Here is a 13,554-nt window from a genome sequence, read left to right on the forward strand (position 1 = left end):
TATGGCGTTTCGGGGGTGCCGGCATGGTCCTGTGGTGCCCTGAGTGCCGCCGGTGTGCTCCCGGAGACCCTCCGGCGACCGCTCGAACCACCCGGTCCGGTCAGGGCCCCGGTTGGAGGAGGGATCCTGGCGGGCCCGGCCGTTCCACGCCGCTCGATGTGGATTCACTGATCGCCGCGCGGTCCCGGAGCGGAGCAACCGCCATGGAGCGGCTCCATCGGCATTAACGTCACCGCCAACTTCCGGTTCCGGACCCTTCCAGGCATCCATGACCTTCCCGACCCTCCTGCTCGAGATCGGCAACCACAACGGCGAGGTGGCCGAAACCCTGATCGGGGTTGGACGGTTTCTGCTGATCTTCCTGGCCGCACGCAGCCTGGCCGAGCTGATGGTGCGGCTCCAGCTGCCCACCATCCTCGGTGAGCTGGTCGCCGGGGTCCTGATCGGTCTCTCCGGGCTGCACCTGATCCTGCCGCCCGAAACGGGGGCCGATCTCAGCAACTGGTTCACGGCGGCGGTGGGATCCCTGGCCGATCTCCCCCCGGATGCGGTGCAGGCGATCTACATGGAGACCTTCCCGAACCTGCAGGCCGTCGCCACCCTCGGCCTGTTCGCCCTGCTGTTTCTCACCGGTCTGGAAAGCGAACTGGACGAACTGGTGGCGGTGGGTGCCCAGGCCACCACGGTGGCCGTCACCGGCGTGGCCCTGCCCTTTGCCCTGGGCACCTTCGGACTGCTCTATTTCTTCGACGTGCCGATGATCCCGGCGGTGTTCGCCGGCGCCGCCATGACGGCCACCAGCATCGGCATCACGGCCAGTGTCTTCGGGGAGTTGAAGTACCTCAAGACCCGGGAGGGCCAGACCGTGATCGGCGCCGCCGTTCTCGATGACATCCTCGGCATCGTGATCCTCGCCGTGGTGGTGGCCGTGGCCGGCGGGGGCTCCCTCGAGCTCGGCCCGATCATCAAGCTGCTGCTCGCGGCCGCCGTGTTCGTGTCCGCCTCCCTCTTCCTGAGCCGCACCGCCGCCCCCGCCTTCGACTGGCTGCTCGATCGGCTCAAGGCCCCCGGCGAGGTGGTGGTGGCCTCCTTCGTGGTGCTCTGCCTCTGCTGCTTCGCCGCCCAGGCCATCGGACTGGAGGCGGCCCTGGGGGCCTTCGCGGCCGGTCTGATCCTGAGCGGCTCGCGCCACACCCACGCGATCCAGGAGACCGTCAAGCCTCTGGTGTCGCTGTTCGCCACCATCTTCTTCGTCCTGATCGGCACGAGCATGGATCTGTCGGTGCTCAATCCGATGGATCCCTCCAACCGGGCCGGACTGGTGATGGCGGCCTTCCTGTTGGTCGTGGCGATCATCGGCAAGGTGGCCGCGGGCTGGACCTACGTGAGCAAGGAGAAAACGAACCGGCTGGTGGTGGGGCTGGGCATGATGCCCCGCGGAGAAGTGGGGCTGATCTTCCTGGGTCTCGGCACCCAGGCCGGCCTGCTCACCCCGGCCCTGGAAGCCGCCATCCTGCTGATGGTGATCGGCACCACCTTCCTGTCCCCGATCCTGCTGCGGGTGGTGTTGAGTCGTGAGGAGACCCTGGCCAATCAACCGGCCTGATCGCCGCCTGCCCCCGGCCCTGCGGGACTGGGGCCTGAGCGTCGGGGGCTGGTTCGATCACCGCCGCGGCGAGTGGTGGCTGGTCGCCCAGCTCCTGCTGATCGCCCTGCATCTGCTGCCGGCCACGCCCCCGCCGGCCGCCCTGGGTCTGCGCTGGCCCGTGGCCCTCAGTCTGGCCGGCTGGGTGCTGCTGGGCGTGGGCCTCCTGCTGGCCGCCAGCGCCTTCTTCGATCTCGGCGCCAGCCTCACCCCCCTGCCCGACCCCAAGCCCGGGGCCCGGCTGATCACCCACGGCGCCTACGCCCGCTGCCGCCATCCGCTCTATCGGGCGATCCTGATCAGCTCCCTGGGGTTGACCCTGGCCCTCGGCAGCCTGTTGCACCTCGCCCTGTTTCTGGCCCTGGCCGCCGTGCTGGGCGGCAAGGCCCGGCGCGAGGAGCGAGCCCTGCTGCAACGCCATCCCGGCTATCGGGCCTATTGCCGGCAGACCCCCGCCATCATGAGCGGCCTGCCCTGGCTCGACTGGCGCTCCTGAACCCTCCCGCCGCAGGGCCCGGTCGTTCCGCTCAGCTCTCCTCCCGCCGGGAGGCCAGGGTCCAGAACGCTCCGGCCAGAACTGCCATCAACCCCAGGCTGGCGGCCCAGCTGGGGCTGAGGGTCCAGCTCAGACCCAGCTGGGTGATCCCTCCCACCGCCAGGGCCAGCAGCAGGCTGCTGAGCAGCAGCAGGATCTGGCGCGGGCCTTCCCCCAGCGGGCCCTCGGCCAGGGCGGCCTCGAACCGGCCCAGCGGCACCGACAAGGGCAGGTAGAGCGCCAGGGCCCATAGCGCGGTTCCGGGCAGCAGGCTCGACCAGTCGGTCACGGAGCGGACTCCCAAAGGGATCCCTAGCATCGACCACCACGTCACACCCCTGTTGTCCAGCCCAAGCCCGGAGCCCGCGACCACCGCCATCCGCTCCGAGCCCGCCCGGGGCTGGTCGTACCGGGGGCATGCGGTCCACAGCCTGAGCCGGCGCCCGGAGCAGCCGCTTGGACCCGCGATCCTTCTGGTGCACGGCTTCGGCGCCTCCACCGACCACTGGCGCTTCAACATCCCCGTGCTGGCCGAACGCCATGAGGTGCACGCGCTCGATCTGCTCGGATTCGGCCGCAGCGCCAAGCCGGCCGGCCTCGCCTATGGCGGCGCCCTCTGGCGTGACCAGCTGATGGCCTACGTGCACGAGCGGATCGGCCGGCCCACCGTGCTGGTCGGCAATTCCCTGGGCGGGTTCGCCGCCCTGGCCGCCGGGGCGGCCCTGGGCCCTGGGGCGGCGGGGGTGGCCCTGCTCAACGCCGCCGGTCCATTCAGCGATGAGCAGGCCGAACCGATGGGCTGGGGGGCGATCGCCCGCCGCACGATCGGCGGCGCCCTGCTGCGCAGTCCAGTGCTGCAGCGGCTGCTGTTCGAGAATCTGCGGCGACCGGCCACGATCCGCCGCACCCTGAATCAGGTCTACGTCGACCGCACCAACGTGACCGACGACCTGGTGGAGGCCATCCGTCGCCCTTCCCTGGATCCGGGTGCCTTCGGGGTGTTCCGCACCGTCTTCGACATCCCCCGTGGCCAGCCCCTTGACGAGCTCTTCGCCGAACTGGAGTGCCCCCTGCTGCTGCTCTGGGGGATCCGCGATCCCTGGATCAACGCCGCCGGCCGGCGGGCCTCGTTCCAGCGCCATGCCCCGGCCGTCACCACCGAAGTGGTGCTGGAGGCCGGGCATTGCCCCCATGACGAGGTCCCCGTTCCGGTGAATGCCGCCCTGCTGGAGTGGATCGCCGACCTTCCCTCCCCCCTGGCCCCGTGAGCCTCACCCACCGACAGACCCCTTACCCCCACTGGGAGTTCAGCGCCGCCGACGGTGCCGATCGGCTGCGGCTGGTGCCTGAACGGGGTGGCCTACTCAGTGGCTGGCGCTGCGACGGGCGGGAGCTGCTCTACCTCGATGAGGCCCGCTTCGCGGATCCGGCCCTTTCGGTGCGGGGAGGCATGCCCGTGCTGTTCCCGATCTGCGGCAACCTGCCGGACAATCGGCTCCCCTTGCCCGAGGGGGTGTTCCACCTCGGGCAGCATGGGTTCGCCCGGGATCTCCCCTGGGAGCTGGCAGAGCTCGCTGACGGGGGCGGCGTGGCGCTCAGCCTGAGGGACAGCCCTGCCAGCCGTGCCCACTATCCTTTCGCCTTCGAGCTGCGGCTTGAGCTGCGGCTCGAACCCTCCGCCCTGGCGATCCTTGCGGTGGTGGCCAACCGCGGCGATCGCCCCCTGCCCTTTGCCCTCGGCCTCCATCCCTATTTCGCCGTCAGCTCGCTGGCCGCCGCGACCCTGGAGGGCCTGCCCGAGCGCTGCTTCGATCACCGGAGCATGGCCCACGCTCCCACCGCCGCCCAGCTGGGTGAGCTGGAACAGGGGGTGGATCTGCTGGTCGAGCCCCTCGGTCCCGTGCGCCTGCTGGACCCGCCGGCCGGCCTGGAGGTGGAGCTGCAACCCACCCACCCCTTCGATCTCGCGGTGGTCTGGAGCGACCCGCCCCGGCCGATGGTCTGCCTTGAGCCCTGGAGTGCCCCCCGGGGAGCCCTGGTCTCCGGGGAGCGGAGGCTGGAGGTCGAGCCGGGGGACGTGGTCGAGCTCAGCTGTCGCTACGAGGCGCGGGCCTTCCCCCCGACCTGATCAGGTCCCGTCCCGGGCCGTGAACAGGGCAACGCAGCCCCTCAGCTCCACCGTCACCTGGCGGAAGCGCCGCTCCAGTTCCTGCTGGAGGGTCCCCAGGGTGTCCTGCCGATTGGAGAAGATCCCTCTGGCGTTGTAAGCCTCCATCAACCGCCGCGCCCCCCAGGAGCGCGGGACTCGATCCCCCTGCAGCAGGGTGGATCCGAACAGGCAGGCCCCGGGCCGCATCAGCGGCTTCAGGTGATCGAAGACCACGGCCTTTCGCGCCATGCCTCCGGGGAGGCAGTGCAGCAGGTAATTGAGTCCGATCGAATCGAACGGTTCCATGGCCAGGCTGATCGGCTCCAGCACATTGCATCGGTAGGTTTCGGGGCGATGGGGCGCAAGGGCGGCCGAGGCGGCGTTCAGGCAGTTCGGGTTCAGATCCATCAGGGCGATGCGTCGGCTCACGCAGGGAACCCGGCCGTGACGCAGGAAGTAGCCGGTTCCCACCCCCACATCGAGATGATTGGCAGTGATCGAGCGGTCGTAGAGATCCCGGAGGTGTCGGCTCGGGCATCGCCAGACCAGTTGGTTGGACAGGCCCAGCACCACCAGGTCATAGGTTCTCAGGGTGGCTGTGGTGTAGACGGCCTGGCCGGCGTGGGCCTCGGGGCTGATCGTGGCGATGGGGTCCCTCCTGAGTGCGTCCGTCACCGGTCCTCTCCGCACCATCCTGGAGCGTGGACGCCGCAGGGGGGGCGCACTCGGTAGCCATCACAACAGCAGCCAGACCCCACTCGGTTGAGATTCGAGCGGCGGAAGAAGTTTCTAGGGTTCCGATCCCCTCCGGTGCGTCCCCACGCGCCTGGGGATGTCTGGTCCGAGAGAAGCTCACCGGGGTCACCCGGTTGCACGGAGGGATAAAAGCCCGGGAGACCGCCACCCCCACCTCCGTGTTGTGCCATGACCGCATCGCCAGGCCCTGAAGGGGCCTTTGACCGCCGCACCACGGCGCCCGCTGGCCGTCAGGGCGCTGAAGCCCTGGAGAAAGAAGCCCGCCTGCCGCTCACCGGCTGGCAGCAGGAGGTGGACCAGGGCCTGCGCTACGGGCTGGAGGCGGCTGAGAGCATCGTTGACCGGCGCATCTCCACCTTCTCGCGCGGCGAGCTGCCCCACTACGCGGGCATCAACACCTTCATGAAGGCGCCCTACATCGAAGACGTGAACCGCGTCGGCGAATTCGATGTGGCGATCCTGGGGGTGCCCCACGATTCCGGCACCACCTACCGGCCCGGCACCCGCTTCGGCCCCCAGGGCATCCGCCGCATCTCGGCCCTCTACACGCCCTACAACTACGAGATGGGGGTCGACCTGCGTGAGTCGATCCGGCTCTGCGATGTGGGCGACATCTTCACGATTCCCGCCAACAACGAGAAGAGCTTCGATCAGATCTCCAAGGGCGTGGCGCACGTGTTCGCCAGCGGCGCCTTCCCGATCATCCTCGGCGGCGATCACTCGATCGGCTTTCCCACCGTGCGGGGGGTGTGCCGCCACCTGGGCGACAAGAAGGTGGGCATCATCCATTTCGATCGCCACGTCGACACCCAGGAGATCGACCTCGACGAACGCATGCACACCTGTCCGTGGTTCCACGCCACGAACATGGCCAACGCCCCGGCCGAAAACCTGGTGCAACTTGGCATCGGCGGCTGGCAGGTGCCGCGCGAAGGGGTGAAGGTGTGCCGGGAGCGGGGCACCAACGTGCTCACCGTCACCGATATCTGCGACATGGGCCTGGAGGCGGCCGCCCAGTACGCGATCGAGCGCGCCACCGATGGCACCGACTGCGTCTACATCTCCTTCGACATCGACTGCATCGACGCCGGTTTCGTGCCCGGCACCGGCTGGCCAGAACCCGGCGGCCTGCTGCCCAGAGAAGCGCTGAAGCTGCTGGAGCTGATCGTGCGCAACGTGCCGGTCTGCGGCCTGGAGCTGGTGGAGGTGTCGCCCCCCTACGACATCAGCGACATGACCTCCCTGATGGCCACCCGGGTGATCTGCGACACCATGGCCCACCTGGTGGTGAGCGGCCAGCTGCCGCGCAAACAGAAGCCGGCCTGGCTGCATGAGGTCTGCAACATGCAGGTCGATCAGACGTGGAGGTGAGTCATGCATGAAGTCGACATGACCCGCTGCCTGCTGCTCTCGATGGAGGAGTGGAAGCGGGGGCATGGGCCCCAGATCCCCGTGGTGGAGGCCGTGCATCTGCAGGTGGGTGAGTTCACCTGTGTGGAGCCGGAGGCGCTGCGGTTCACCTTCGCCGCCGCCATCCAGGGCACCTGGCTGGATGGCTCGACGCTCGAGATCGACACCGTTCCCCTGCGGGCCCGCTGTCTGGGTTGCAGCAGCGAGTACAGCCCCGACCCGGAGCGGGCCTACCGCTCCCCCTGCTGCGACCGGCCCATGGAGGAGATCGTCAGCGGCCGCGAGCTGCGCATCCGCTCCGTCGATTACAGCCTGCTCCAGCGGGCTCCCGAAGCCCCCGCCGTTTCCCGGCGCTGATTCCATGCACCTGCCCCTCAGCGACACCCTCGGCTTCAACCTGATGGCCGCGAACCGCCACCAGGCCGAGCACAACCGCGAGCAGTTCGAGGCCTGGACGCTGCTCTGCCTCAACGTGATGAGCAGCCCCGGCGCCGGCAAGACCTCCCTGCTGGAGCGCACGATCACGGCGCTCGCGCCGCAGCTTTCGATGGCGGTGCTGGAGGGTGACATGACCACCCAGCTCGACGCCCGGCGCCTCGAGGCCGTCGGTGTGCCGGTGGTGCCGATCACCACCGGCCGGGCCTGTCATCTCGATGCCGCGATGGTGAGCGGCGGCCTGCGCCAGCTCCAGGCGCAGCTGAACCCGGCCGCCCTCGATCTGCTCTGGGTGGAGAACGTGGGCAATCTGGTCTGCCCGGCCGAATTCGAGGTGGGGGAGCACCGCAAGGTGGCCCTGCTCAGCGTCACCGAGGGCGAGGACAAGCCGCTCAAGTATCCAGTGATGTTCCGCGAGGCCGATTGCGTGCTGATCACCAAGGTGGATCTGCTCCCCTATCTGCCGGTGGAGCTGAGCCGCATCGAAGCCCACATCCGCGCCGTCAACCCGGAAGCCGCCATCGTCCAGCTCTCGGCCAGCAGTGGCCAGGGCATGGGGGTCTGGCACCGCTGGTTGCTCGATCAGGTGCGCGCGTTCGCGGGCGAGGCCGCGACCCCTTCGCTGGCGGAGGTCCCATGACCACCCTGCACCCACTCTCCCCCACCTCCGGAGGGGACCTCAAGCTCGATCTGCTCAGCCGCGGCGTGACCATCGCCCTGGCGAGCTTCGTGGACGTGCACGGCACCTGCAAGGCCAAGGCGGTGCCGCTTGACCACTTCGAGGCGATGCTGGCCGGCTCCGAGCTGTTCACCGGAGCGGCCCTCGATGGAGTACCCCAGGACATCAGCGATGACGAGGTGGCGGCCGTTCCCGATCCCGCCTCCGCCACGGTGCTGCCCTGGCGCCGCCACGTGGTCTGGCTGGCCAGCAGTCTGCAGCTCCATGGCGAACCGTTTGAGGCCTGCTGCCGCACCATCCTCAGCCGCTCCCTGGCCGAAGCCGCCCGCCTGGGCTATCGCTTCGATCTCGGCATCGAAGCCGAGTTCTACGTGGTGCGCCGCACCGAGGACGGCCGCCTGGTGCCCGCCAGCCGCCGCGATCGGCTCGACAAGCCCTGCTACGACCTGAGCGGCCTGCTCGACAACCTCGACTGGCTTGAGGAGCTGGTGGGGGCGATGAACGAGCTGGGCTGGGGGGTCTATTCCTTCGACCACGAGGACGGCAACGGCCAGTTCGAGATCGACTTCGCCCATGCCGAAGCGATGACGATGGCGGACCGGCTCACCTTCTTCCGGCTGATGGCCCGGGAGATCTGCCATCGCCACGGGCTGATCGCCAGCTTCATGCCCAAGCCGTTCGGAGATCGGACCGGCAGCGGCGCCCACTACAACCTCTCGCTGGCTGATGCCGACAGCGGCCGCAATCTCTTCGCCACCGGCCGTCCCGGCACGATCACCCCCCTGGGCGAGCACTTCGTCGCCGGAATCCTCCGCCATGCCCCGGCGATCTGCGCCGCGATTGCCCCCACCGTGAACAGCTACAAGCGGTTGGTGGCCAGGGGCGGCATGAGCGGCTTCACCTGGGCGCCGGTGTTCCTCTCCCACGGCCACAACAACCGCACCAACATGGTGCGCATTCCCTCCGCCGGCGCCCGGGTGGAATGCCGGGCCGCCGATAGTTCCGCCAACCCCTACCTGGGGGCGGCCATGATCCTGGCCGCCGGCCTGGAAGGGGTGCGCGAGGAGCTGGATCCCGGCCCGCCCAATCGGACCAACGCCTACCGCCTCAGCGCCGAGCAGCGCAGGGAGCGGGGCCTGCACACCTTGCCGAGGACCCTCGGCGAGGCAATCGAGGCGTTCGCGGCCGATCCGCTCTCCCGATCGGTGTTCGGCGAGGCCATGTTCGAGTCCTTCGTCTCGCTCAAGCGGGCCGAATGGGCCGACTACCACGGCGATGTCTCCGACTGGGAGGTGAGGCGCTACCTCGAAGCCTTCTGAAGGGCCGCCGCTCCCCTGGACCCGTCCCGACCCCGCCCACGACCCCATCCATCCCACCCCAGCCATCCGATGACCATGCGCCCAACTTCCCGTTCCACGTCCCCCCAGCCCGGCTCCCCGGGCCGATCGACATCCGGCCGCCGGCGCCCGGGCCTGCGCCGGCAGGTGAGTCTGCTGTTGGTGGCCCTGCTCGGCGGTGGCCTGCTGGCCAGCTGCCAGACCCAGCCGCCTGCCGATCAGAGCGCCACACCGGTGCGGATCGGCTACAGCGCCTGGCCCGGCTGGTTCCCCTGGAAGGTCACCGAAGAGAAAGGGCTGTTCGAGCAGGCTGGAGTTCCCGTCACCATGCAGTGGTTCGACGGCTATCTCGATTCGATCAACACCCTCAACGCCGGCCAGCTCGACTGCAACAGCCAGACCCTCGGTGACACGATCAGCTCGATCGCCGGCGGGGCGAAACTGCGGGTGGTGCTGACCAACGACAATTCGACCGGTAATGATCAGATCATCGCCGCCGATGGCATCACCAGCATCGAGCAGCTCAAGGGCAAGAAGGTGGCCGCCGAGGAAGGCACCGTCGACCACTACCTGCTGCTGCTCGGTCTCAAGCAAGCGGGTCTCTCCGCAAAGGACATCGAGTTCGTGCCGCTCGAGACCGGTGCGGCGGCGGCCGCCTTCGTCGCCGGTCAGGTGGATGCGGTCGGCGTGTTCGCTCCCTTCACCACCCAGGCCCTGAAGCGCTCGGGCAGCACCACCATGTTCTCCTCCAAGGACTTCCCGGGTGCTATCAGTGATCACCTGGTCTGCAACGCCGAGTTCGTCGAGAACAATCCCGAGGCGATCCAGATGGTGGTGAACGCCTGGTTCGCCACCCTCGACGAGATCCAGGCGAACCCGGGTCCCAGCCTGGCGATCATGGCCGAGCGGGCCGGGGTCACCGAGGCCGAGTACACGGAGTACGACGCCGGCACCACGATCTTCACGCTTGAGCAGAACCGCGAGGCCCTCAAGCCGGGGGACACCATGGCGTCCCTGCCGTTCGCCGCCGGTGAGATCAGCACCTTCCTGCAGGATGTGGGTCTGGCTGAGAACCCGCCCGATCTCACCACCCTGTTCGACGCCCGATTCGTCGACGGCGCCAAGTGAGGCGAGAGCAGTGAGGCTGCCTCCAGACCTGGAACGGGCCCTCCAGAACCCCTGGCTGCTGGGTCCGCTCGGCATTCTGATCGTGCTGCTGCTCTGGCAGCTGATCAGCGTCAGCGGCACGGTCGATCCGCTGTTTCTGCCCAGCCCCGCCGGGGTGCTGGAGGCAGCCGGGGACCAGGCTGGCTCCGGCCTCCTGCTCACCGATGCCCTCGCCAGCATCCAGCGAGTCTTCCTGGGCTTCGCCCTTTCCGCCGTGCTGGCCCTGCCCCTGGGCATCGCCATGGGCAGCAGCCGACTGATCTGCCGGCTGCTGGAGCCGCTGCTGGGGCTGATCCGCTACATGCCGGCGCCGGCGTTTATCCCCCTGCTGATCATCTACTTCGGTCTCGGTGAACTGCCGAAGGTGCTGCTGATCTTCATCGGCACCTTTTTCTTCAACACACTGATGATCATGGATGCGGTCAAGTTCGTGCCGGCCGAACTGCTGGAAACGGCGCTCACCCTCGGCGGCCGCGGCCTGCCGATCCTCACCCGGGTAGTGGCCCCCTTCGTGGCCCCCCAGGTGATCGACGCGTACCGGATCAACATGGCCTCGGCCTGGAACCTGGTGATCGTGGCCGAGCTGGTGGCGGCCAACGAGGGGCTGGGCAAGCGCATCAGTCTGGCCCAGCGCTTCCTGCGCACCGACGACATCTTCGTGGGTCTGATCGTGATCGGGCTGATCGGCCTGCTGATCGATCTGGGCTTCCGCGCCCTCCTGCGCCGATCCTGCCGCTGGGCCAGCTGAGATGCATCTCTCCGTCAATGGCGTCAGCAAGTCGTTCGGCCATGGCCGCGCTGCCAAGCTCGTGCTGGACGACATCAGCTTCGAGATCGATTCCGGCCAGTTCGTGGCGCTGGTGGGCAGCTCCGGCTCGGGCAAGTCCACGGTGATGCGGCTGATCGCCGGCCTCGAGCGCCCCAGTGGCGGTGTGATCACCATGGATGGACGGCCGGTGCGGGGGCCAGGGTCCGACCGGGGCATGGTCTTCCAGAAATACAGCCTCTACCCTTGGATGACCGCCGCCCAGAACGTAGCCTTCGGCATGCAGCTGCAGGGGCTGCGCCGGGCTCTGGTGCGGGAACGCACGGCCTACTTCCTGGAGGTGGTCGGCCTGCAGGACGCCGCCGGCCGCCTGCCCAAGGAGCTCTCGGGGGGGATGCAGCAACGGGTGGCCATCGCCAGGGCCCTGGCCGCCGATCCCCAGGTGGTCCTGCTGGATGAGCCCTTCGGTGCCCTCGATCTGCAGATCCGTGAATCGATGCAGGAGTTTCTCTACCAGCTCTGGGAGCGTTCCGGTCTCACCGCCCTGCTGATCACCCACGACCTGGAGGAGGCCCTGCTGCTCGCCCAGCGGGTCCACATCATGGCGCCGCGGCCGGGTCGGATCGTGCGCAGCGTGGCCGCCCAGCTCGACCGCTCGGATCTGGCCCATCTGCGGGTGTCCCGGCCCTTCCTGGAGCTGCGCGAGGATCTGGCCGCCTGCCTGCGGGGTCTCAACGCCGCCGCCGCCTGAGCCGGTGACTCCCCACGACCTGGCGCCCCACCGTTTCCTCACCGCCGGGCTCTACGGCTCCGCGGCGGTGGCGGCCCATGAACGGGAGCGGTACGCCCCCCGCTTCTGGCATGCCGTGGCGGCCATCGCCGCCCTTCCGGCCGGTTCGGTGCTGGCGATCGAGCTACTGGATCTGCCCGTGTTGCTCACCCACCAGAGCGGGGAGGGGCCGCGGGCTTTCCTCAACCGATGCCCCCATCGCGGGGTGGGCCTGGAGCCCCCGTCCGGACCAGCGCCGCTGGCGGTGGCCGCCTGCCGCCGCCGGCTGGTCTGTCCGTACCACGGCTGGACCTACGACCTGCGGGGGGAGCTGCTGGCCGCGGCCCGCGAAGCGGATTTCCTCGATCCCTTCGAGCGGAGCGCCTGGCCCCTGGAATCCCTCCCCTGCCAGGCGTTCGGGGGCCTGCTCTGGGTGGCGATCGGGCCCGATCCCCTGCCCCTGGAGAGCCAATGCGACCTGGTGGTGGAGCTGGCCGGTGAGCGGCTGGCCCGGCCGCGGCGGCCCTTGGCCGGCCTGGAGCGTCAGCTGGCCTGCAACTGGAAGATCGCCCACGACAACACCCTGGATGACTACCACGTGGCGATCGCCCACCCCACCACGCTGCACCGGGTCCAGGGTCCGGTGCGGCACTACCGCTACCGGTTCGGCGCCCACGCCAACCTGTTGGCCACCCCCAATCCGGTCGCCTCCGGCGCAGCCGATGGGCCCGCCCCGGAGTTTCTCACCTTCGGCCTGCCCCCCTGGACCCACCTGCTGCTCTGGCCGGACGACCGCCTGGCCTGGATCCAGTTCCAGCCCCTGGGGACCGGCCAATGCCGGATGCAACTGTGGCTGCTGGGGGATCCCGCCCATCAGGATCGGGCCGAGGGCTGGCTGGAGGAGCTTCGGCGTTTCCTGGAGGAGGACCGGACCCTGATGGAATCGGCCCAGCGGGGCTATGCCAGTGGCCTGAACCCCGGGCCGCCCCACCGGCTGGAGCAGCGGATCCTGCATCAGCAGGCCCTCTATGCGGCCCTCATGGCGGAGGTGGGTCCGGACTCCCGAGCTCCCGCCGCAGCCAGCCGGCCATGGCCTGGTTGATCTCCAGCAGATCCGCCACCGGCTGATCGGTGAACGGCAGGGTGGGCAGATAGCCGTCGGGTCCGAACTCCGGCGTGAGCGTGAGGCGGGGGAGGCCCCGCTGCCGGGCCCGTTCGGCGAACAGCTGCCAGCAGGCCCGATGGGCCGCCAGGGCACCGGCGTGCTCGGGGGCGAACGGATGGCTCACCTGGGGACCCTGGGCATGGCCCACCCGGGCGTGGATGTGATCGACACGCCCGGCGATGGCCGCCACGGGCTCCAGCTCCGGTGTCATCAGCCGTTCACTGGCCACGCACCAGTGGCTGAGGTCGGCCGTGAGGCGGAGCTGGGGATGGCGCTCCAGCCAGGCGCCGATGCGCCAGGGATCGGCGAGGCTGCGGGAGCGGTGGGTCTCGAACGTCACCGGCAGGGGGCTGGCGGTGGCCAGCTCCAGGGCCCGGTCCCAGAACCAGGTCTGCTGCGACCAGCTCCAGCTGTCGCTGCCGGTGATCACCGTCACCCCCAGGGGCTGGAAAGCCCGGCAGGCCTCCAGCTGGTCGGTGAGTTCGCTGAGATGGGTTTCGGGGCCTGCGGCCAGGTCGGGCACGTAGCCACCACCGGTGACGACTTCCAGCATCAGGGCCAGGCGGGCATCGGCCAGGGCCTCACTTACGCGGGAGGGATCGCAGGGGGCCAGTGTCGGATGATCCAGGTTCACCTCCAGCCCATCGAAACCGTGGGTGCGGGCGCGCCGGATCGCCTGCCTCAGCTCACCGTTGAAACCCCAGAGGCTCTGGAGGACCACCAGATCCATGGGTGCCGGGG

The 13,554-nt window shown here is 69.2% G+C and carries 15 protein-coding genes and 1 riboswitch; of the genes, 12 read left to right on the forward strand and 3 right to left on the reverse strand.

Annotated elements, in window-relative coordinates; translation table 11 throughout:
* Positions 1-268 precede the first annotated feature (268 nt).
* Together ACWJI7_RS10780 and ACWJI7_RS10785 are read left to right on the forward strand one after the other, a co-directional pair.
* Positions 269-1,606, forward strand: a complete 1,338-nt coding sequence (locus tag ACWJI7_RS10780) for a cation:proton antiporter (RefSeq protein ID WP_479937863.1) — start codon at positions 269-271, stop codon at positions 1,604-1,606.
* Positions 1,575-2,141: a methyltransferase family protein gene (locus ACWJI7_RS10785; RefSeq protein ID WP_479937864.1), complete on the forward strand. Its 567-nt coding sequence runs from the start codon at positions 1,575-1,577 to the stop codon at positions 2,139-2,141. Before ACWJI7_RS10780 ends, ACWJI7_RS10785 begins: the two co-directional genes overlap by 32 nt.
* 31 nt (positions 2,142-2,172) lie before the next feature.
* On the opposite strand, the gene ACWJI7_RS10790 is transcribed toward ACWJI7_RS10785, so the two are convergent.
* On the reverse strand, positions 2,173-2,469 hold the full coding sequence (locus ACWJI7_RS10790) for a hypothetical protein (RefSeq protein WP_479937866.1): 297 nt from the start codon (positions 2,467-2,469) through the stop codon (positions 2,173-2,175).
* 52 nt (positions 2,470-2,521) lie between these two features.
* Between ACWJI7_RS10790 and ACWJI7_RS10795 the strand changes: the two genes are divergently transcribed.
* Both ACWJI7_RS10795 and ACWJI7_RS10800 read left to right on the forward strand, forming a co-directional pair.
* Positions 2,522-3,448 (forward strand): alpha/beta fold hydrolase, encoded by a 927-nt coding sequence (locus ACWJI7_RS10795; protein ID WP_479937868.1) that lies wholly within the window; start codon positions 2,522-2,524, stop codon positions 3,446-3,448.
* Positions 3,445-4,308 carry an aldose epimerase family protein gene (locus tag ACWJI7_RS10800; RefSeq protein ID WP_479937869.1) on the forward strand — a complete coding sequence of 288 codons (864 nt, stop codon included), beginning with the start codon at positions 3,445-3,447 and terminating at the stop codon, positions 4,306-4,308. The genes ACWJI7_RS10795 and ACWJI7_RS10800 overlap by 4 nt, the downstream gene beginning before the upstream one ends.
* Here the strand turns inward: ACWJI7_RS10800 and ACWJI7_RS10805 are convergent, their stop codons facing one another.
* Complete coding sequence (locus ACWJI7_RS10805; RefSeq protein ID WP_479937871.1) at positions 4,309-5,004, reverse strand: class I SAM-dependent methyltransferase; 696 nt, start codon at positions 5,002-5,004, stop codon at positions 4,309-4,311.
* Between the two features lie 103 nt (positions 5,005-5,107).
* A riboswitch (guanidine-I (ykkC/yxkD leader) is annotated at positions 5,108-5,227 on the forward strand.
* A gap of 26 nt (positions 5,228-5,253) precedes the next feature.
* Here ACWJI7_RS10805 and speB point away from each other — a divergent pair.
* From speB to ACWJI7_RS10845, 8 genes are all read left to right on the forward strand, one after another.
* Positions 5,254-6,456: an agmatinase gene (gene speB / locus ACWJI7_RS10810; RefSeq protein WP_479937873.1), complete on the forward strand. Its 1,203-nt coding sequence runs from the start codon at positions 5,254-5,256 to the stop codon at positions 6,454-6,456.
* 3 nt (positions 6,457-6,459) lie between these two features.
* Positions 6,460-6,852, forward strand: coding sequence for a hydrogenase maturation nickel metallochaperone HypA/HybF (locus ACWJI7_RS10815; protein ID WP_479937875.1), 393 nt, complete (start codon positions 6,460-6,462; stop codon positions 6,850-6,852).
* A 4-nt stretch (positions 6,853-6,856) separates the two neighbouring features.
* Positions 6,857-7,570 (forward strand): hydrogenase nickel incorporation protein HypB, encoded by a 714-nt coding sequence (hypB, locus tag ACWJI7_RS10820; RefSeq protein WP_479937877.1) that lies wholly within the window; start codon positions 6,857-6,859, stop codon positions 7,568-7,570.
* Positions 7,567-8,928: a type III glutamate--ammonia ligase gene (gene glnT, locus ACWJI7_RS10825; protein WP_479937878.1), complete on the forward strand. Its 1,362-nt coding sequence runs from the start codon at positions 7,567-7,569 to the stop codon at positions 8,926-8,928. Before hypB ends, glnT begins: the two co-directional genes overlap by 4 nt.
* A 75-nt stretch (positions 8,929-9,003) precedes the next feature.
* On the forward strand, positions 9,004-10,074 hold the full coding sequence (locus ACWJI7_RS10830) for an ABC transporter substrate-binding protein (protein WP_479937880.1): 1,071 nt from the start codon (positions 9,004-9,006) through the stop codon (positions 10,072-10,074).
* 10 nt (positions 10,075-10,084) lie between these two features.
* A complete protein-coding gene (locus tag ACWJI7_RS10835) occupies positions 10,085-10,861 on the forward strand; it encodes an ABC transporter permease (RefSeq protein WP_479937882.1) in 777 nt (258 codons plus the stop codon).
* A 1-nt stretch (position 10,862) separates the two neighbouring features.
* Positions 10,863-11,630 (forward strand): ABC transporter ATP-binding protein, encoded by a 768-nt coding sequence (locus tag ACWJI7_RS10840; protein WP_479937884.1) that lies wholly within the window; start codon positions 10,863-10,865, stop codon positions 11,628-11,630.
* Between the two features lie 4 nt (positions 11,631-11,634).
* Positions 11,635-12,750: an aromatic ring-hydroxylating oxygenase subunit alpha gene (locus ACWJI7_RS10845; protein ID WP_479937885.1), complete on the forward strand. Its 1,116-nt coding sequence runs from the start codon at positions 11,635-11,637 to the stop codon at positions 12,748-12,750.
* On the opposite strand, the gene ACWJI7_RS10850 is transcribed toward ACWJI7_RS10845, so the two are convergent.
* Positions 12,686-13,543, reverse strand: a complete 858-nt coding sequence (locus tag ACWJI7_RS10850) for a sugar phosphate isomerase/epimerase family protein (protein ID WP_479937886.1) — start codon at positions 13,541-13,543, stop codon at positions 12,686-12,688. The genes ACWJI7_RS10845 and ACWJI7_RS10850 overlap by 65 nt on opposite strands.
* Positions 13,544-13,554: the final 11 nt, after the last annotated feature.

The sequence above is a fragment of the Cryptocyanus atlanticus LEGE 06306 genome (assembly GCF_056633155.1).

What these genes read in the sequence shown, in the direction of transcription:
- ACWJI7_RS10780 (WP_479937863.1), top strand. Translation starts at nt 269, where the DNA reads ATGACCTTCCCGACCCTCCTGCTCGAGATCGGCAACCACAACGGCGAG.
- speB (WP_479937873.1), top strand. Translation starts at nt 5,254, where the DNA reads ATGACCGCATCGCCAGGCCCTGAAGGGGCCTTTGACCGCCGCACCACG.
- ACWJI7_RS10815 (WP_479937875.1), top strand. Translation starts at nt 6,460, where the DNA reads ATGCATGAAGTCGACATGACCCGCTGCCTGCTGCTCTCGATGGAGGAG.
- hypB (WP_479937877.1), top strand. Translation starts at nt 6,857, where the DNA reads ATGCACCTGCCCCTCAGCGACACCCTCGGCTTCAACCTGATGGCCGCG.
- glnT (WP_479937878.1), top strand. Translation starts at nt 7,567, where the DNA reads ATGACCACCCTGCACCCACTCTCCCCCACCTCCGGAGGGGACCTCAAG.
- ACWJI7_RS10830 (WP_479937880.1), top strand. Translation starts at nt 9,004, where the DNA reads ATGCGCCCAACTTCCCGTTCCACGTCCCCCCAGCCCGGCTCCCCGGGC.
- ACWJI7_RS10840 (WP_479937884.1), top strand. Translation starts at nt 10,863, where the DNA reads ATGCATCTCTCCGTCAATGGCGTCAGCAAGTCGTTCGGCCATGGCCGC.
- ACWJI7_RS10850 (WP_479937886.1), bottom strand. Translation starts at nt 13,543, where the DNA reads ATGGATCTGGTGGTCCTCCAGAGCCTCTGGGGTTTCAACGGTGAGCTG.